This window comes from Brevundimonas sp. AVps31 (assembly GCF_058681355.1).
Genome location: NZ_CM178736.1, coordinates 3534382 through 3552628 on the forward strand (window position 1 = coordinate 3534382; position 18247 = coordinate 3552628).

Below are 18247 nucleotides of genomic sequence, written 5' to 3' on the forward strand. Positions count from 1 at the left end.
CCGTCGGCGCTTCGGCTGCTCGGGAACAGACGCTGGGCCGACGAATGAACAATCAAGCGATCCGGATCGACGCCGCCAACACCGAGCAGGGCCTCAACGCGCGCCCCGCCTGGACCTGGCTGCCCGACGAATCCCCGATGGCCATGCCGCGCCAGTCGCTGAACGGCTGGGACGCCACGCCTGACGTCCCCACGCCCGCCACCTCTCCCGCCAACGTCGGCGGCCGCCGCCTGCTGCTCGCCGTCCTGACCGCCCTTGTTACAACCCTGGCCCTGATCGCGCCGGTGGCGCTGTTCGCCCGTCACGGGTTCGACGCGCTGGAACTGGCGTCCCTGACCATCTTCGGCGTGCTGATCACGGCCATCGGCTGCTGGTTCTCCAGCGCCGCCATCGGTTTCTGGGTTCTGCTGACCGGTCGTGAACAGGACGACCTCGCCTTCGCGCCGCATCCGGCCGAGCCGACCCAGCGCACCGCCCTGCTGATGCCGCTGTACAATGAGGACGCCCGCGCCGCCTTCGCCCGTCTGGCGCTGATCGACGCCTCGCTGGCCCGCCTCGGCGTCTCGGACGCCTTCGACATCTTCGTGCTCAGCGACTCGACCAAGGCCGAGGCCGCCGATCAGGAGCATCAGGCCTATCTGGGCTTCCGCGCCCACGCCCACAGCCGCGTCTTCTATCGCCGTCGCGAGAAGAACATCGAGCGCAAATGCGGCAACCTGGCCGAATGGACCCACCGCTTCGGCGGCGCCTATCCATTCATGCTGGTGCTGGACGCCGACTCGACGATGGCCGGTGAAACCATCCTGCGCATGGTTGACGCCATGGAACGCAATCCGGGCATCGGCCTGCTGCAGACCACGCCGACCATCATCAAGGGCCAGACCCTGTTCGCCCGCGTCTCGCAGTTCAGCGTGCGCCTGTACGGCCGCGTGGCCGCCGCGGGCCTGGCCTGGTGGGCCGGTTCGGAAGCCAGCTACTGGGGTCACAACGCCATCCTGCGCACGGAAGCCTTCGCCTCCAGCGCCCACCTGCCCATCCTTGAGGGGCGCGAGCCGTTCGGCGGCGCGATCCTGAGCCACGACACGGTCGAGGCCGCCCTGCTGCGCCGCGCGGGCTGGGCCGTGCACGTCACGGCCGCCCTCGACGGCAGCTGCGAGGAAACCCCGGCCACCATGCTGGACTTCATCCAGCGCGATCACCGCTGGTGCCAGGGCAATATGCAGCACCTGGGTCTGCTGAAGACCCGCAGCATGACCGTCATGAACCGTATCCAGATGGCCATGGGCTTCATGGCCTATTTCTCTTCCCCCCTGTGGCTGGCGTCGCTGGTGGCCGGCATGGTCATCCAGCTGCAATACCCGACCGACTGGTCGTCGTTCGCCTATCTGCTGCACCCCGAGTTCTCGCCCTTTATGCTGGCCACCCTGCTGTCGGGCGTGCTGCTGATCGGACCCAAGGTCATGGGCGGCCTGCTGGTTCTCAGCCGTCCGCGGGAGCGGCGCGCCTTCGGCGGCGGTCGCCGCATCGCCAAGGGCATGGCCATGGAGATTCTCCTGTCGGCCCTGATCGCGCCGATCATGATGGTCGCCAGCACCAAGGCCATCATCCAGATCGCCTCGGGCCATGACGCGGGCTGGAAAGCCCAAGACCGCAACGCCGACGGCGTCAGCTGGCGTGACGCCTTCCGGGCGATGCGCTGGCAGATGGCGACGGGCCTGCTGTTCTGCGTCGGGCTGGGCTTCCGCCCCGACCTGGTCACCTGGTTCGCTCCGGTGGTCCTGCCCCTGCTGTTCTCCGTCCCGCTGGTGGTCTTCACGTCGCGCCGCGGCCTCGGCGACGCCGCCGCCAAGGCCGGCTTCCTCGCCGTGCCGGACGAAGCGGGCGTCAGCGTCAGCACCATTCCCAGCTCGACCCAGTCGTCGGTGCTGCGGGCCGTCGCCGGGGCGTGATCGTTCCGGCGGGCGCGCCGTCATGGTGCATCCGCGCAACATCCGCCCCGATTATGCTGCGGCGCAGCATATTTTCGCGCCTCGGCTCTGGCCGAACGGCGTCCCGCTGATAGGCTGATCCCGCTTTCAGAAGGCGGGAAACGGCCCAACAGCCTCGATCTCCATCTCCGGATGGTGGTTCAGGGTTGGGCCGTGGACCCGGCTCCCGGCCCGGCAGACTTCGCAGACGCGAAAAAGCCGGACTGCCTGAACAGCCCGGCTCCTCAAATCTCGATAGACACAACCGCCCGCGCCACCGCGCGGGCTTTGTCGTGTCAGTGCTTTTTCGGCGACCGCAGGAAGTAGATGCCCGCCGCCATCATGACCACGGCGACGATGGCGCCGAGAATGAAGCTGCCCGCCGGCATGAACCAGAGCGTCAGGAAGGCCAGCAGGGCCGCGATGGACAGCGAACCGTACTTGGCCATGTCGAGGAACAGCAGGTAGGTCGACGACTGCTCGCCGATTTCCATCGTGCCGCGGACATAGTCATCGTGATCGTTTTGGTCGGCCATGGGTCGGGTCCGGATTCGGGAAAAGAACGTTCACCGCCCTTATAGCGGCGCGGCGCTCAGGCTCAAGCGGGCGCGGCGATTTCGGCTCAGTCCAGCGCCGCCAGAACGTCGCGGGTGAAGGCGATCGGGTCGAAGCGTTTGCCGGCCGGATCCTCGCCGCGCCGCACGATGACGATGTTCCGGCTGGGCACGATGATGACGTACTGGCCCCGGTTGCCGTTGGCCGAAATGGTGTCGGACGGGACGCCTTCGGACCGGTTCATCAGCCAGAAGGTCGCGCCATAGCCTTGCGGACCGTCCGGCTGGGGTCCTGATGGGGTGGAGACATACTCCAGCCAGGTCTCCGGCAGGATGCGCGCGCCGCCCGCGACGCCGTTGTCTGCATACAGTTGACCGAACCGCGCCAGATCGCGAGCGGTCGTCCACACCTGGCTGGACAGCATATAGTTGCCGCGCCAGTCGGTTTCGGCGCGCGTGTCGTTCATGCCCAGTCGCCGGAACAGATCAGCAGGGGGATGACGCGCGAACGTCGGCGCGATGGCGAGCGCCGCCAACAGGGTGTCGTTGTTCGCATACCTGAACCGTGTTCCCGGCGGCGCGATGAGCGGCCAGGTGGTCGCCTGCTCATCGATCCCGACTCCGCCGAAATAGAGCGCGTCCGTGCGATTGCCCGCCGTGTCGCTGGTCAGGCCTGACGCCATCCGCATCAACTGGTCCAGCTTGATCGTCGCGCGGGGATCGCCGTCGCGGCTCCAGTCGGCGATGGCGGCCGGCGCGTTCACATCCGCCTCGCCCCTTTGTACAGCCGCGCCGATCAGGGTCCCCGCGATCGACTTGCCCACCGACCAGGTCCGCTGCGGCGTGTAGGGGCCAAAGCCCGGCGCATACCATTCCGCGACCTGGAGGCCGTTGTTCAGGACCACGACCGCGGTCGTTCTGGTCCCCTCCCCGTAGCCCTCTGCCGCCCCCCGCCGGATCACCGCATCCAGGGCGTCTCGCCCTTCCCGGGACGAGGCCTCCACGACCTCTTCGCGCAGAGCTCCCGGGGCGAGGTGTCCAGACTCGGCGGCGTCGCCCCGCCAGCCCACCGGCATGATCGAGCAGCCGTTGTCGCCATAGACGGCGATCCGGGGCGGCATGGCCTCGTCCCAGCGAACGGAGGCGGCACCGTTCCACACCTCCACCGGCATCTCGCGCACCAGCGCATCCAGTTCCGGATAGATGCCGACGAGTTCGTTCGCCTCGACGCTCTCCACCGTACGTTCGGCGCCGGCGGCTCTCGCGTTCAGCACAGCGCTGCACACCGTCAGCGCCTTGTACCCCGCCGCCATGGCGCGGGTGGCCGCTGAGGGGGCCGGAGCGGGCGTTTGGGCGACCGCGGGCAGGGCGAAGGCGGCGGCGGCCGCGAGGATCAGGAGGCGCATGGCCGGGACGGTCGCCCGCCCCTGCCCGACCGTCAACTCAGACCAGGGCCTCGAACTGGTCGATCAACCGTTCCAGCCGCTTCGTGCCGATGGTCCAGAAGGCTGGATCGCGCGGGTTCAGCCCGAACGGCGCCAGCGCCTCGACATAGCCCTTCGACCCGCCGCCCGCGAGAAGCTCGCGGTACAGGGGCGTAAAGCCCTCCGGGTCCTTCGCCCGCGTCTCCATCAGCGCCGCCACCAGCAGGTCGCCGAAGGCGTAGGCGTAGACGTAGAAGGGCGAGTGGACGAAGTGGCTGACGTAGCTCCACCAGTGCTCGTAGCCGGGGTTCAGAGTCACCGCCGGGCCCAGAGACGCCCCCATCTCCTCCAGCCAGATCTCGCCGATCCGCTCGACCGGGACCTCGCCCTGCGCGCGCTCATCGTGGAACCGCGTCTCGAAGCGGTGGAAGGCGATCTGGCGGACGACCGTGTTCAGCCCGTCCTCGATCCGCCCGGCCAGCAGGCCGCGCTTCTCTTCCTTCGGCGCGGTCTTCAGCAGCCGGTCGAAGGTCAGACCCTCGGCGAAGATCGACGCCGTCTCGGCCAGGGTCAGGGGCGTATCGGCCAGCAAGGACCCCTGCCCCGCCGCCAGGGTCTGGTGCACGCCGTGGCCCAGTTCATGCGCCAAAGTCAGCACATCGCGCCGCTCGCCCATCCAGTTCAGGAAGACATAGGGATGTTTGTCCGAGGTCACCGGGTGGGCGTAGGCGCCGGACTGCTTGCCCGGCCGCGCCCTGCCGTCGATCCACGGCTTGTCGAAGAAGTCCCGCGCCCGCTCGGCGAACTCACCGCCCAGATCGCCGAAGCTGTCCAGCACCAGCGCCTTGCCCGCCGCCCAGTCGTAGCCCCGCGGCGCCGTGGTCTGCAGCGGCGCGTTGCGGTCCCACTGGTCCAGCCTGTCCTTGCCCAGCACACGGGCCTTCAGCGCATAGTAGCGGTGCGACAGCCGGGGATAGGCGGCGGCCACGGCCTCGGCCATCGCATCCACCGACTCGCCATGCACCTCGTTCGACAGATGGCGGCCGTCGGCGGGCCGTTTGAAACCGCGCCATTTGTCTTCCAGCGCCTTGTCGGCGGCGACGGTGTTCAGCACCAGCGCCATGGTCGAGGCCCGGGCGCCCAGCGCCGCGTTCAAGCCCTCGGCCGCGGCCTTGCGGTTGGCGCTCTTCGTATCGGACAGCCTGTTCAGCGCCTCCGCCAGCGTCAGCTCGTCCTTGCCGGCCCTGACCTTCATCGCCGCCAGCGTCTCGTCGAACAGGCGCGGCCACTGGGCGCTGATCGGCCCGCGCTCGGCCAGGAAGGTTTCCAGCTCCTCGCTGAGCTCGTGCGGCTTCATCGCCCGCGTCCGGCGCAGCCAGGGCGTCCAGCGCGCGGCGGCCGGATAGGCCTTCAGCGCCGCCTCGACGGCGGCGTCGTCCAGTTGGTTGATCTCCAGGGTGACCCAGATGGTCGGGGTGGCGATGGCCGTCAGCTTCTCGCGCACCGTGGCCTCGAAGCCCTGCGCGCCCGCATCGTTGCGGTTGGTCGAGGCCGCCAGGAAGGCGTAGGCGCCCAAGGCCCCCAGACCGTCCGACGCCTGTTCGTACAGGGTGATGGCCCGGTCCAGCCGCTGGCCCAGCACGGCCGGCTCCGCCTGCGCCGCCAGCAGTTGCCCCTGAAGGGTGTTCAGCTCAGCGACGAGGGCGCGGGTGCGCTCCAGATCGGCCTCGATGCGGGCGTCCTCACGTGAGGCGTACAGGTCGGACAGGTCCCACAGCGGGGCGTCCAGCGGATCGGCGGGGGTTTTGAAGGGCGCGTTCATGCCCTCCGTTGTGGGGACGGCGAGGCCCCGGCGCAACCGCGGGAAGCCGCCGGACATTCGCCCGCGCCGTCGAAATGAGACGCGCGCGACCGTCCGCATCCATCCCCGCGGACCGGCGTCATGGCCGACGCGCGCCGTGTCTGGCCGCGGCGGTTACTTGCTGCGGCGCGGCGGGTCAGCGCTGTCGGTCAGGCCCTCGCGCATGCCGCGACGCAGCTCCTGCAGTTCCGCAGGGGTGCAGCCGTAGTGCTGGCACATCCGGGCGGCCATCTTCTCCAGCATTTGCGGCACCACGGCCATCACGGCCCGGTTCGCCTCCGGCATCACCTCGACGTTCTTCCGCGCGATCGTCTGGCCCATAGGCGAGCCAAAGAAGTCCACCAGCGCCTGCAGTTCCTCCTCGGTGAACTGGGCCGCATAGACCGGGACCATTTCGGAGATCATCATCGGGACCATGTCGGTCACAAGCTCGGCCGTCAGATCAACGGCGAACTGGCGGTCCGCATCCGGCACATTCTGCATGGCCTGGTCCGAGGCCATCTGCTCCCCGAGCATCTGCTGGATGACGCTCTCGAACTGGTCGGTGAACATCAGGTCGAGATAGCGGCGGCTCAGCTCCAGTTGACGCGGCGACGGCGCAGCGGCGGACGGCGCGGGCCGGACCTGGATGAGGCGCTCCCCCTCCTGGGCAGTCGCGGGTGTCGCGATCAGCGTGGATGCGGCCAGCGCGGCAGCGGCGCAGGCGGTGATAAGACGCATGATGGTGTCCCCCGTTCGCGCCCATCTTGCCCAAACAGGCCGGACGGGCACAACCCCGGATCAGCCTGAGAAGGCGCGAATAATCTCCGCGAGATCAGCTTCGGTAACGCAGGCCGCCGCCTGTTCGGCCGACATCCAGACCCGATCCCTCTGGCCCTGCTCCTTCCAGACCGGATGCATGGCCGAGACCTCCAGCGGATAGACCGCGACCACGCACCAGCGCGGCGCCCGGCGCTTCAGCACCTTCAGATAGCGGAAGGTGCCCAGCGGCTCGTCGCCGATGAAGCCCTCGACCCCCGCCTCCTCCATGGCCTCGATGGCGGCGGCTTCGGGGTCGGTCTTGCCGGGCATGCGCCCCCCCTTGGGCGTGACCCAGCGGCGCGTCTCGCGCGAGGTGACCAGCAGGATTTCCAGCCCGTCCTCGCCCCGCCGCCATGGCAGGGCCGCGACCTGACGCCGCTCGGCCCGTTCGGTGCGGATCACATCACTGGCCATCAGGTCAGGAAGAACCCGCCGACCCAAAAGAAGGCCGCGCCGATGGCCGCCGCCGCCGGCATGGTGATGAACCAGGCGGTGACGATGCTGCGCGCCACGCCCCAGCGCACCGCGCTGGCCCGCCGCGCCGCCCCCACGCCGATAATGGCGCCGGTGATGGTGTGGGTGGTCGAAACCGGAATGCCCAGACCGGTGGCCAGGAACAGGGTGATCGCCCCGCCCGTCTCGGCGCAGAAGCCCTGCTGCGGGCTCAGTCGGGTGATGCGCGATCCCATGGTGTGCACAATGCGCCAACCGCCGAACAGGGTGCCCAGCGCGATCGCGCCCTGACAGCTCAGCACCACCCAGAACGGCACATGAAACTCGGACCCTGCCGGCGCCCGTGACAGCAACAGCACGGCGATGATCCCCATGGTCTTCTGCGCGTCATTGCCGCCATGCCCCAGCGAATAGGCCGAGGCCGAGACGAACTGCAGCTTGCGGAACACCTTGTCGGCGAAGGACGGATTGGCTTTCACGAACAGCCAGGACACGATGAACACCAGCAGCAGCGCCAGCGCGAAGCCGACCGCGGGCGACAGGAAGATGGCCGCGACCGTCTTGGTCACGCCCGAGATGACGATGGCCCCGGTCCCCGCCTTGGCCACGCCCGCGCCCAGTAAGCCGCCGACCAGGGCGTGCGAACTCGACGACGGGATGCCGGCCAGCCAGGTGATGACATTCCAGCTGATCGCCCCCATCAGGGCGCCGAAGATCACCTGATCCGAGATCACCGTCGGATCGATGATGCCCTTCCCGATCGTATTGGCCACGTGCAGGCCGAAGAACAGGAAGGCGATGAAGTTGAAGAAGGCCGCCCAGCCCACGGCATAGACCGGCGGCAGCACCCGCGTCGCCACGATGGTGGCGATCGAGTTGGCGGCGTCGTGCAGGCCGTTCAGGAAGTCGAACAGCAGGGCGACGGCGATCAGAAAGATCAGGATCAGCAGAGCGTGGTCCATCCGGGCCGCTCCCTACAGGTGTTCGACCAGAACGCCGTTGATCCGGTTGGCCACGTCCTCGAACCGGTCGACGACCTTCTCGAGGTGGTCATAGACCTCCGCGCCGGTGATGAAGGCCATGGCGTTGCCCGCCTTGTGCTGCTCGTACAGCGCCTTCATGCCCGCGTCGTACAGGGCGTCGCTGTCGCTCTCCAGCCGGGCGATCTTCTCTGTCAGCTCGTTCAGACGGCCGCTGTTGCGGCGCATGGCCGGCAGCAGGCCGACCGCCTCGACCGTCAGGGTCGCCGCCTCCACCGCGATGTCGCCGAGCTGGCGCATATGCGGGGCGAAGTCGCGGATCTCGTACAGGGTGATGACCTTGGCCGTCTTCTGCATCTGGTCGATGGAGTCATCCAGCGAGTTGGTCAGGCCGCGGATGTCCGACCGGTCGAACGGGGTGATGAAGCTGCGGCGGACGGCGAACAGGACCTCGCGCGCGACGGCGTCGGCCTCATGCTCGTGGTCCACGATCCGCTGGCACCAGCGCGGCACGTCATCGCCGCCCTCCAGAACCTTGCGCAGCGCCTCCGCGCCCTGGATCAGGGTCGCCGCATGGGCGTCGAACAGCCGGAAGAAATTCTCTTCCTTCGGCAGCAGACTCTGAAACCAGCCCAACATCGACGATCCTCCCCGAACCGCGGTCGCGATCCTTTGCGCTCACTCCCGCGTCAGGGCGCGTGCGTCAACCCGTCAGGTCGCGGAGCGTTCTTCACAAATGCCGACACGCCCGTCACGGAGTCAGACCCGCCGCGCGTCGTAAGTCTGACGCGCAGCCTCGACATCGCCCATCCGGGTCTCGGCCCAGTCGATCATCGGACGCAGCGCCACCACCAGGGTCCGGCCCAGCGGCGTGATCTCATAGGTCACGCTGACCGGCACGGTGGCCTCGACATGGCGCAGCACCAGCCCGTCGCGCTCCATCTGACGCAGGGTCTGGCTGAGCATCTTCTGCGACACCCCGTCGATCCGCCGCTTCAGCGCATTGAAGCGCATGGCCCCTTCGTCCAGCGTGGTCAGCAGCAGCGTCGTCCACTTGTCGGCGATCCGGTCCAGCAGCAGCCGCGTCGGGCATTGCGCGGCATAGACATCGCCCCGTTCGAAAGCGGGGGCGGTTACCGGCGGGTGACCAGATGAGATTTCGGTGCCTTCTTGCATGGCCGATATCCATATCGCACTTGGTATCCATTGGAAACCACCAAGGACACCCACCCCATGAAGATCGTCGTACTGGGCGCCAGCGGTCGCGCCGGCTCTGAAATCACCCGTGAAGCCGCCGCGCGCGGGCACGCCGTGACCGCCGTCGCCCGCAAGCCGGACACCATCCCGGCCGCCGACGGCGTCACGGCCGTGGCCGGTGATGCGTCCGACCCGACCGCCCTCGCCACCCTGCTCAAGGGCGCCGATGCGGTGATCAGCGCGCTTCATCACGACATCACCGCCGAAACCCTCCTGACCGCCCTGAAAACCGCGGGCGTCCCCCGCCTGCTGGTCACCGGCGGCGCGGCCAGTCTTGAGGTCGCGCCGGGCGTCCGCCTGATCGACACCCCGGCCTTCCCGGAGGCGTTCAGGCCCTACGCCCTGCCCGGCATCGCCTTCCTCGACGATCTGCGTGGTGAAACCGGGGTGGACTGGACCTTCTTCTCCCCCGCCGCCCTGATCGAGGAAGGTCCACGTCTGGGCGCCTTCCGCACCGGCACGGACCAGCTGATCACCGACGCCAGGGGCGACAGCCGGATCAGCTTCGCCGACTACGCCATCGCCATGATCGACGAACTGGAGCAGCACCGGCACAGCCGCGCGCGGTTCACCGCGGCCTACTGAGACGCGGCCGCCCTGTCCCCGCGTGATCGGCCCATCCCAGCCTCAAGCCGCCGACAGGCGCCAGGCCAAAACGAAAAAGGCCCCGGAAGATCGCTCTTCCGGGGCCTTCATCATGTCAGTTCGCAGGAGCCGATCAGGCGCCCAGCGAAGCCGGGTCGATCTTGAAGCCCGGGCCCATCGTCGACGACAGGCTGATCTTCTTGACGTAGGTGCCCTTGGCGCCCGACGGCTTCGAACGGACCAGAGCGTCCACGAAAGCCTTCACGTTGGCTTCCAGGGCTTCCTGGGTGAACGAGGCCTTGCCGATGCCGCCGTGAGCGATACCGGCCTTCTCGACGCGGAACTCGACCGCGCCGCCCTTGGCGTCCTTGACGGCCTGGGCGACGTTCGGGGTCACGGTGCCGACCTTCGGGTTCGGCATCAGGCCGCGCGGGCCCAGCACCTTACCCAGACGACCGACCAGGGCCATCATGTCGGGCGACGCGATGACGCGGTCGAACTCCATGAAGCCGCCGTTGATCTTCTCGTACAGATCTTCCGCGCCGACATGTTCAGCGCCGGCCGCGCGGGCTTCATCAGCCTTGGCGTCCTTGGCGAAGACGGCGACGCGAACGTCACGGCCGGTGCCCGACGGCAGGTTGACGACGCCACGGACCTGCTGGTCGGCGTGACGCGGGTCGACGCCCAGGTTGACGGCGATCTCGATCGACTCGTCGAACTTGGCCTTGGCGTTGTCCTTGACCAGCTTGATCGCGTCGGTGAACGGGATCAGGTCTTCGCTGACGCCGGTGCGGGCTTTGAAAGCCTTGGTTTGCTTGGCCATGCTCTTAGCCCTCCACGATGTTGAGGCCCATCGCGCGAGCGGAGCCTTCGATGATCTTGGCGGCCTGATCCAGGTCGTTGGCGTTCAGATCCTTCATCTTCTTCTCGGCGATCTCGCGCAGCTGGGTGCGCGTGACCTTGCCGACCGTTTCACGGCCGGTCAGCTTGGCGCCCGACTTCAGGCCGGTGGCCTGCTTCAGGTACCAGGTCGCCGGCGGCGTCTTGGTGAGGAAGGTGAACGACTTGTCCTGATAGACGGTGATGACGGTCGGAAGCGGGGTGCCCTTGGCTTCCTTCTCGGTGCGCGCGTTGAACTCCTTGCAGAAGCCCATGATGTTGACGCCGCGCTGACCCAGAGCCGGCCCGATCGGGGGCGAAGGCGTGGCGGAGCCCGCGGGCACCTGCAGCTTGATGTAGCCGAGAATCTTCTTGGCCATTGGTCTCTCCTAAACGGTGATTCCGAACTCAATCGGAACCGGTGAGCCGTGGTCTGGCATGGCTGCCTCCCACGGATTTGCGCGATTGCTCGCGTCGCCCTGTCCAGAGCGAGGCGCGCGTATAGCGGACAAGGGGTGGAAATGCAAACGGCGGCCCGAGGGCCGCCGCTGCGAAATCCGTGATGGGGTCGAGGCTTAGGCCGCGACCTTCTCCACCTGATTGTATTCCAGATCCACCGGGGTTGGACGGCCGAAGATCGACACGGCGACGCGCAGGCGGGCGGCGTCCTCGTCGACGCTCTCGACCTGACCGTCGAAGCTGGCGAACGGGCCATCGATGACCTTGACGGTCTCGCCGATGTCGAAGCGGATGGTGGGCTTCGGACGTTCGACGCCCTCTTCCACCTGACCGACGATCTGCTGAACTTCACGTTCCGAGACCGGCAGCGGCTTGGTGCCGCCCGCGGCGCCCAGGAAGCCCGTGACCTTCGGAGTGTTCTTGACCAGGTGATAGGCCTGGTCGGTCATTTCCATCTTCACCAGCACATAGCCCGGGAAGAATTTGCGTTCCGAGTTCACCTTGCGGCCGCGGCGGATCTCGACGACCTCTTCGGTCGGGACCAGGATTTCCGAGAACTGGTCGGCGAGGCCCTGCTGCTTGGCCTGCTCGCGCAGTTGCTCGGCAACCTTCTTCTCGAAATTCGAGTAGGCGTTGACGATGTACCACTTGTGGCGCGAGTTGGCGGGCTTGGCGACGTCGGTCATTGGGGAGCGGTCTCTCTTACTGGCCGAGCGCGAGGACGAACTGGGACAGTCTGGTCAGGCCGAAATCGACAACGGCGAAGAAGACGGTGGCGATCGCGACCATGATGAAGACCATCACCGAGGTGATCCAGGTCTCCTTGCGGGTCGGCCAGACGATCTTGCGCCCCTCGGCGCGGACCTGGCTGGCGAACTGGGGAATCGACGTGCGCTTCTTCGGGGTCGGGGCGTCAGCCGCGACGGCGCTGCCGGCGATGGCCGGTTGAGCGTTCTGGGGACGGCGTCCCGAAGGAGTCTTGGCCTTGGCCATGCGGCGTCTCTTCAAACAATCGAACCTGTCACAACCAGATGGGAAGTCCCATCCGGTTGCGACAGGGGGAAAATGGCAGGAGTTGGGGGACTCGAACCCACGACCCCCGGTTTTGGAGACCGGTGCTCTACCAGCTGAGCTAAACTCCTGGAGCAGAAAGTCAAAGGCGGCGGGGTGTCCCGAACGCAGTTGCTTTCGCCAGAGGCGGGGCTATGCCCCACCCCGACGGCCTTTTCAAGCGTCGTTACGGCGTTGAGGCCATATCGTCGCAAGAACCGTCGTTATCCCTGTTCCTCAAGATGGGCCGCGACGGCCTGCGCCTCGTCGTTCTTGTCCACGACCTGGCGGAACAGAAGCTTGTCGATGCGGCGGTCGTCCATGTCGATGACCTCCACCTCGAAGCGGCCCAGTTGCAGCACCTCGCCCTCGTCGGGCACGCGCGACAACTGGTGCAGCACCAGGCCGGCGACGGTGTGGAAGCCCTCGGCCTCGCCGAAATCCTCGCCCAGCTCGTCCGACAGGTCCTCAAGATCGGTCTGCCCGTCGACCAGCCAGCTGCCGTCCTCGCGCTGGTGGATATAGGCGTCCGCCTCATCATGGCTCTCGTCGAAGTCGCCGGCGATCATTTCCAGCAGGTCGGTGGCGGTGACCACGCCCTCGAAGGCGCCGAACTCATCGACCAGGAAGGCCATATGGACCTTCGACCCCTTCAGGATCTCCAGCGCCTTCAGCACCGAGGTCGACTGCGGGATAAAGGCCGGCGTCTGCACCAGGGCCTCGATATCGAACTTGCCGTTGGTCAGCAGACTGTCCAGCAGGTCCTTCTTGTGGACCACGCCCAGCGGGTTATCGACGTCGCTCTCGCGCGCCACGACGATCCGGGAATAGGGGCAGGTGCGAATTTCATCACGCAGCTGCGTGTCGGTGTCGTCCAGGGCGATCCAGAAGACCTCGTGACGCGGGGTCATGGCGACCCGGATCGGGCGGTCCCCCAGCGTCAGGATCTCCTCGATCATCGTCTGCTCTTCAGGCTCGATCAGACCGGCCGAGGTGCCCTCGGCGATCATGATCTCGACCTCTTCCTGGGTCACGTCCGAACCGTCCCGGTCCTTGACCCCCAGCAGCTTGAGGATCCCGGAGGTGGAGGCCGTGAGCAGAATCACGAAGGGCTTCAGCACAATGGCGAGGGTCGAGATCGGCCCGGCCATCTTGGCCGCGATCGACTCGGGGAAGATCAGCGCCAGCCGCTTGGGCACCAGCTCGCCGACAATCAGCGAGACATAGGTGATGCAGATGACCACCAGGGCCGTCGAGAAAATCTGGGTGTAGGCGGTCAGCGCCGGGAAGGCGGCTTCGAGAATCTTGTCCAGTTCCCCCGCGATGGTCGCCTGACCGTAGGCGCCGGCCAGAATGCCGATGGCCGTGATGCCCACCTGCACGGCGGACAGGAAATGGGTCGGGTTCTCGGAGAGCTTCAGCGCCACGCGGGCGCCCCGGTCTCCGCGTTCGGCGCGGCTTTGCAGCTTCGACTTACGGGAGGAAACGACCGCAAGTTCGGTCATGGCGAAGACGCCGTTGAGCACCACAAGGAGCAGAACGACGACGATGGCGATGGCTAACATCTAGGTGGGGAGGACCAGCGCGGCGCAACAGTCGGCATCCGCAACACCAATGATAGGGGCGTTTCGCTGAAACCGCCACGGATTTCCGGCGGGCTTAACCGCGACGGCCGATCTCGACCCCGCCGTAGGGCCCGCGCGACGCGCCGTCGTCCGGCTTCACGCTCGCGCAGGCAGACATCCCGATCAGGGTGCCGATGAACAGTCCGATGTGGATCGCGCGACGCATGTGGTTACCGAAACCTTAACAACTGTCTCGCACAAAGACGGAGGATTCGGGTTTCGGCAAGGGCAAGCCTCCCCGCGGTTGCGCTGTTAACCGCGTCAGGCCGCCTGACAGGCGAACCACAGGAGTTGGACGAGCATGAACGTGATCCGGGGACTGGCGGGCGCGACCGCCGCGGGCGCCGTCCTGTTTGCCGCCTGCGCGGGCCTGATCGTCGCCGACGGCCTGACGGACGAGGTTCGTCACAGCGATGTCGCCGTCGTGCTGGGCTCGAAGGTCCATCCGGACGGCACGCCCTCCCCCCGTCTTCGGGCCCGCCTGGGGCGGGCGCTGGAGCTTTATCGAGAGGGCTGGACGTCACGCATCCTCGTCAGCGGCGGCACGGGCGTGGAAGGCGTGCCGGAAGGCACGGCGATGAAGCGCTGGCTTGTCTCGCAGGGGGTGCCGGAGGCCGCCGTCATCGTCGACGATCAAGGCGTGGACACCCGCGCCACCGCCCGGAACGCCGCCGCCCTCATGCGCGCCCATGACCTGCACAGCGCCATCGTGGTCAGCCAGTATTTCCATATCCCGCGCACAAAGCTGGCCTTCGCGCAGGAAGGCCTCCCCGGCGTCGGCTCGGCCCATCCCGACTATTTCGAGCCCCGGGACTTCTACGCCCTCGCCCGCGAAATCCCGGGCTACGCCAGCTACCTCGGGGGCTGACGCGACCGACCGGCGCGCGGGGCGGCCGCCCCAACGAAAACGGCCCCCGGATCGCTCCGGGGGCCGTTTCATTTCAGATCGTCAGATCCTCGAGTTCTACTACTCGATGATCTTGGCGACGACGCCGGCGCCGACGGTGCGGCCGCCTTCACGGATGGCGAAGCGCAGGCCCTGATCCATGGCGATCGGGGTGATGAGCTCGACGTTCAGCTCGGCGTTGTCGCCGGGCATGATCATCTCGACGCCTTCCTTCAGGTGCACGATGCCAGTCACGTCGGTCGTACGGAAGTAGAACTGCGGACGGTAGTTGGTGAAGAACGGGGTGTGACGGCCGCCCTCTTCCTTGGTCAGGATGTAGGCCTCGGCCAGGAACTTGGTGTGCGGGGTGATCGAACCCGGCTTGCACAGAACCTGACCGCGCTCGACGTCTTCACGCTTGGTGCCGCGCAGCAGAACGCCGACGTTGTCACCGGCTTGACCCTGGTCCAGCAGCTTGCGGAACATTTCGACGCCCGTGCAGGTCGTCTTCTGGACCGGACGGATGCCGACGATTTCGACTTCTTCACCGACCTTGACGATACCCTTTTCGACGCGGCCCGTGACCACGGTGCCGCGGCCCGAGATCGAGAACACGTCTTCGACCGGCATCAGGAAGGGCAGGTCGACCGGACGTTCCGGCTGCGGGATGTAGCTGTCGACGGTTTCCATCAGGGCCAGCACGCGCTGCTCGCCGATTTCCGGGTTCACGCCGTCGGTCGCGGCCTTGGCCGAGCCCTTGGTGATCGGAATGTCGTCGCCCGGGAACTGGTAGGACGAAAGCAGCTCGCGCACTTCCATCTCGACGAGTTCCAGCAGCTCTTCGTCGTCGACCAGGTCGACCTTGTTCATGAAGACCACCAGGGCCGGCACGCCGACCTGACGGGCCAGCAGGATGTGCTCGCGGGTCTGCGGCATCGGGCCGTCAGCGGCCGAAACCACCAGGATCGCGCCGTCCATTTGAGCGGCGCCGGTGATCATGTTCTTCACATAGTCGGCGTGGCCCGGGCAATCGACGTGGGCGTAGTGACGGTTGGCCGTCTCATATTCCACGTGCGCCGTGTTGATCGTGATGCCGCGCGCTTTTTCTTCCGGAGCCGCGTCGATGTCGGCATAGGCCATGGCCTTGGCGCCACCGGCCTTGGCCAGCGTCATCGTGATCGCCGCCGTCAGCGTCGTCTTGCCGTGGTCAACGTGACCGATCGTGCCGATGTTGCAGTGCGGCTTGTTACGTTCGAACTTTTCCTTGGCCATTCTCTTCTCTCCGTCCCCTGAACAGGGGGCTGATCCTAATTTTCAGGGGTCCGACGGGCCCTCGGGCCCGTCGGGTTTGGTTGGGGTTTAGGCGCTGTACTTCTTGATGACTTCGTCGGCGACGTGTTGCGGCACCGCTTCGTAGTGGTCGTACTGCATGGTGAAGGCGGCGCGGCCCTGCGACATGCCACGCAGCGTGTTCACATAGCCGAACATGTTGGCCAGCGGCACGAAGGCGTTCACGACGGTGGCGTTGCCGCGCATGTCCTGACCCTGGATCATGCCGCGACGGCCGTTCAGGTCGCCGATGACCGAACCCAGATACTCTTCCGGGGTCACGACCTCGACGGCCATGATCGGCTCGAGCAGCTTCGGTCCGCCCTTTTCGCGCAGTTCCTTGAAGGCGGCGCGGGCCGCGATTTCGAACGCCAGCACGCTGGAGTCGACGTCGTGGTATTTGCCGTCCGTCAGGGTCGCCTTGAAGTCGATCAGCGGGAAGCCGGCCAGCAGGCCGTTTTCCTTGGCCGATTCCAGGCCCTTCTCGACGCCCGGGATGTATTCCTTCGGCACGGCGCCGCCGACGATGCCCGACTCGAACACGAAGCCCGAACCCGGCTCGCCCGGCTCGAAGGTCAGCATGACGCGGGCGAACTGGCCCGTACCACCGGTCTGCTTCTTGTGCGTGTAGTCGATCTCGGCCTTGCGGCTGATCGATTCACGGTAGGCGACCTGCGGCGCGCCGATGGTGGCCTCGACCTTGTAGGTGCGCTTCAGGATGTCGATCTTGATGTCCAGGTGAAGCTCGCCCATGCCCTTCAGGATCGTCTGGCCCGACTCGTGGTCGGTCGAGACGGTGAAGGACGGATCTTCCGACGCCAGCTTGGCCAGGGCGACGCCCAGCTTCTCCTGGTCGGCCTTGGTCTTGGGCTCGACGGCGATCTCGATGACCGGCGCCGGGAACTCCATACGCTCCAGGATGACCGGCGACTTCAGCGGGTCGCACAGGGTGTCGCCCGTGCGGGTGTCCTTCAGGCCGGCCAGGGCGACGATGTCGCCGGCGTAGGCTTCCTTGATGTCCTCGCGGTTGTTCGAGTGCATCAGCAGCATGCGGCCGACACGTTCCTTGCGGTCACGGGTCGAGTTCAGCAGGCCCATGCCCGTTTCCATCTTGCCCGAGTACAGGCGGCAGAAGGTCAGCGAGCCGACGAAGGGGTCGTCCATGATCTTGAAGGCCAGAACCGACAGGGGCTCTTCGTCCGAGGCGCGACGCACGACCGGCTCTTCGGTCTTGTAGTCGATGCCCGGGGTCGGCGGGATGTCGACCGGCGACGGCAGGTAGTCGACGACGGCGTCCAGCAGGGTTTGCACGCCCTTGTTCTTGAAGGCCGAGCCGCACAGGATCGGATAGAAGGCGCCGGTCAGCACGGCCTTGCGGATGCACTTCTTCAGCACTTCGATCGAGGGCTCGGTGCCTTCGAGGTAGGCTTCCATCGCCTCGTCGTCGAGTTCGACGGCGTTGTCGATCAGGTACTGGCGGGCTTCATTGGCCTTGTCGACCAGGTCCGCCGGGATCTCGCCCACGGTGAAGTTGGCGCCCAGGGCGTCGTTGTCCCAGACGACCGAGTTCATGGCGACGATGTCGACCAGACCCGTCAGGTTCGACTCGGCGCCGATCGGGAACTGGATCGGCACGGCCTTGGCGCCCAGACGGTCGCGGATCGACTGGACCGAGGCGTCGAAGTCGGCGCCGATCTTGTCCATCTTGTTGACGAAGACGATGCGCGGCACGCGGTATTTGTCGGCCTGGCGCCAGACGGTTTCGGTCTGCGGCTCGACGCCGGCGTTGCCGTCCAGCACCGTCACGGCGCCGTCGAGGACGCGCAGCGAGCGCTCGACTTCAATGGTGAAGTCCACGTGTCCGGGGGTGTCGATGATGTTGAGGCGCTTGTCTTTCCAGAAAGCGGTCGTCGCGGCGGACGTGATCGTGATGCCGCGTTCCTGCTCCTGGTCCATCCAGTCCATGGTCGCGGCGCCGTCGTGGACTTCGCCGATCTTATGGTTCTTGCCGGTGTAGTACAGGATCCGCTCGGTCGTCGTCGTCTTGCCGGCGTCGATGTGCGCCATGATGCCGAAGTTGCGGTAGTCCTCGATCTTGTTGAGACGGGCCATGAGAAGCGTGCCTTGAGTTCAGGAC

Annotated in this window: 19 protein-coding genes and 1 tRNA gene; 3 read left to right on the top strand and 17 right to left on the bottom strand. The window is 66.8% G+C overall.

Translation table 11 applies throughout. The features are described from left to right. The first annotated feature begins 44 nt into the window (after nucleotides 1-44). The gene (gene mdoH, locus ACW174_RS17405) at nucleotides 45-1949 is read left to right on the top strand and encodes a glucans biosynthesis glucosyltransferase MdoH (RefSeq protein ID WP_492015616.1); all 1905 of its coding nucleotides are present in this window, start codon (nucleotides 45-47) and stop codon (nucleotides 1947-1949) included. Nucleotides 1950-2263: 314 nt separating this feature from the next. Here the strand turns inward: mdoH and ACW174_RS17410 are convergent, their stop codons facing one another. From ACW174_RS17410 to ACW174_RS17445, 8 genes are all read right to left on the bottom strand, one after another. Beyond that, nucleotides 2264-2503: an aa3-type cytochrome c oxidase subunit IV gene (locus ACW174_RS17410; RefSeq protein WP_492015617.1), complete on the bottom strand. Its 240-nt coding sequence runs from the start codon at nucleotides 2501-2503 to the stop codon at nucleotides 2264-2266. An 86-nt stretch (nucleotides 2504-2589) separates the two neighbouring features. Next, nucleotides 2590-3927, bottom strand: coding sequence for a serine hydrolase domain-containing protein (locus tag ACW174_RS17415; RefSeq protein ID WP_492015618.1), 1338 nt, complete (start codon nucleotides 3925-3927; stop codon nucleotides 2590-2592). Nucleotides 3928-3964: 37 nt separating this feature from the next. Then, nucleotides 3965-5767, bottom strand: coding sequence for a M3 family oligoendopeptidase (locus tag ACW174_RS17420; RefSeq protein ID WP_492015619.1), 1803 nt, complete (start codon nucleotides 5765-5767; stop codon nucleotides 3965-3967). Between the two features lie 153 nt (nucleotides 5768-5920). Then, nucleotides 5921-6526 (bottom strand): DUF2059 domain-containing protein, encoded by a 606-nt coding sequence (locus ACW174_RS17425; protein ID WP_492015620.1) that lies wholly within the window; start codon nucleotides 6524-6526, stop codon nucleotides 5921-5923. Between the two features lie 60 nt (nucleotides 6527-6586). Next, nucleotides 6587-7021 carry an NUDIX hydrolase gene (locus ACW174_RS17430; RefSeq protein ID WP_492015621.1) on the bottom strand — a complete coding sequence of 145 codons (435 nt, stop codon included), beginning with the start codon at nucleotides 7019-7021 and terminating at the stop codon, nucleotides 6587-6589. Beyond that, nucleotides 7021-8022: an inorganic phosphate transporter gene (locus ACW174_RS17435; protein ID WP_492015622.1), complete on the bottom strand. Its 1002-nt coding sequence runs from the start codon at nucleotides 8020-8022 to the stop codon at nucleotides 7021-7023. Before ACW174_RS17435 ends, ACW174_RS17430 begins: the two co-directional genes overlap by 1 nt. A 12-nt stretch (nucleotides 8023-8034) precedes the next feature. Beyond that, the gene (locus tag ACW174_RS17440) at nucleotides 8035-8679 is read right to left on the bottom strand and encodes a DUF47 domain-containing protein (protein ID WP_492015623.1); all 645 of its coding nucleotides are present in this window, start codon (nucleotides 8677-8679) and stop codon (nucleotides 8035-8037) included. Between the two features lie 120 nt (nucleotides 8680-8799). Continuing rightward, a complete protein-coding gene (locus tag ACW174_RS17445) occupies nucleotides 8800-9216 on the bottom strand; it encodes a winged helix-turn-helix transcriptional regulator (RefSeq protein ID WP_492015624.1) in 417 nt (138 codons plus the stop codon). 57 nt (nucleotides 9217-9273) lie between these two features. Between ACW174_RS17445 and ACW174_RS17450 the strand changes: the two genes are divergently transcribed. Continuing rightward, nucleotides 9274-9882, top strand: a complete 609-nt coding sequence (locus tag ACW174_RS17450; protein ID WP_492015625.1) for an NAD(P)-dependent oxidoreductase — start codon at nucleotides 9274-9276, stop codon at nucleotides 9880-9882. A gap of 133 nt (nucleotides 9883-10015) precedes the next feature. On the opposite strand, the gene rplA is transcribed toward ACW174_RS17450, so the two are convergent. The 7 genes from rplA to ACW174_RS17485 all read right to left on the bottom strand — a co-directional run bounded on the left by rplA (nucleotide 10016) and on the right by ACW174_RS17485 (nucleotide 14061). Continuing rightward, nucleotides 10016-10705 (bottom strand): 50S ribosomal protein L1, encoded by a 690-nt coding sequence (rplA, locus tag ACW174_RS17455; RefSeq protein WP_492015626.1) that lies wholly within the window; start codon nucleotides 10703-10705, stop codon nucleotides 10016-10018. A 4-nt stretch (nucleotides 10706-10709) separates the two neighbouring features. Then, complete coding sequence (rplK, locus tag ACW174_RS17460) at nucleotides 10710-11141, bottom strand: 50S ribosomal protein L11 (protein ID WP_492015627.1); 432 nt, start codon at nucleotides 11139-11141, stop codon at nucleotides 10710-10712. A gap of 195 nt (nucleotides 11142-11336) precedes the next feature. Beyond that, nucleotides 11337-11906 (bottom strand): transcription termination/antitermination protein NusG, encoded by a 570-nt coding sequence (nusG, locus tag ACW174_RS17465; RefSeq protein ID WP_492015628.1) that lies wholly within the window; start codon nucleotides 11904-11906, stop codon nucleotides 11337-11339. Nucleotides 11907-11922: 16 nt separating this feature from the next. Then, the gene (gene secE / locus ACW174_RS17470) at nucleotides 11923-12213 is read right to left on the bottom strand and encodes a preprotein translocase subunit SecE (RefSeq protein WP_492015629.1); all 291 of its coding nucleotides are present in this window, start codon (nucleotides 12211-12213) and stop codon (nucleotides 11923-11925) included. Nucleotides 12214-12286: 73 nt separating this feature from the next. Then, nucleotides 12287-12362 (bottom strand) — tRNA-Trp (locus ACW174_RS17475). Nucleotides 12363-12494: 132 nt separating this feature from the next. Next, entirely contained in the window at nucleotides 12495-13835 is a 1341-nt protein-coding gene (locus ACW174_RS17480; RefSeq protein WP_492015630.1) for a hemolysin family protein, read from the bottom strand. A 94-nt stretch (nucleotides 13836-13929) separates the two neighbouring features. Further along, a complete protein-coding gene (locus ACW174_RS17485) occupies nucleotides 13930-14061 on the bottom strand; it encodes a hypothetical protein (RefSeq protein WP_492015631.1) in 132 nt (43 codons plus the stop codon). 135 nt (nucleotides 14062-14196) lie between these two features. Between ACW174_RS17485 and ACW174_RS17490 the strand changes: the two genes are divergently transcribed. Next, nucleotides 14197-14763 (top strand): YdcF family protein, encoded by a 567-nt coding sequence (locus tag ACW174_RS17490; protein ID WP_492015632.1) that lies wholly within the window; start codon nucleotides 14197-14199, stop codon nucleotides 14761-14763. Nucleotides 14764-14862: 99 nt separating this feature from the next. Here ACW174_RS17490 and tuf read toward each other — a convergent pair whose 3' ends face one another. Together tuf and fusA are read right to left on the bottom strand one after the other, a co-directional pair. Then, nucleotides 14863-16053: an elongation factor Tu gene (gene tuf / locus ACW174_RS17495; protein WP_492014552.1), complete on the bottom strand. Its 1191-nt coding sequence runs from the start codon at nucleotides 16051-16053 to the stop codon at nucleotides 14863-14865. 87 nt (nucleotides 16054-16140) lie between these two features. Continuing rightward, a complete protein-coding gene (gene fusA / locus ACW174_RS17500; RefSeq protein ID WP_492015633.1) occupies nucleotides 16141-18222 on the bottom strand; it encodes an elongation factor G in 2082 nt (693 codons plus the stop codon). Nucleotides 18223-18247 lie beyond the last annotated feature (25 nt).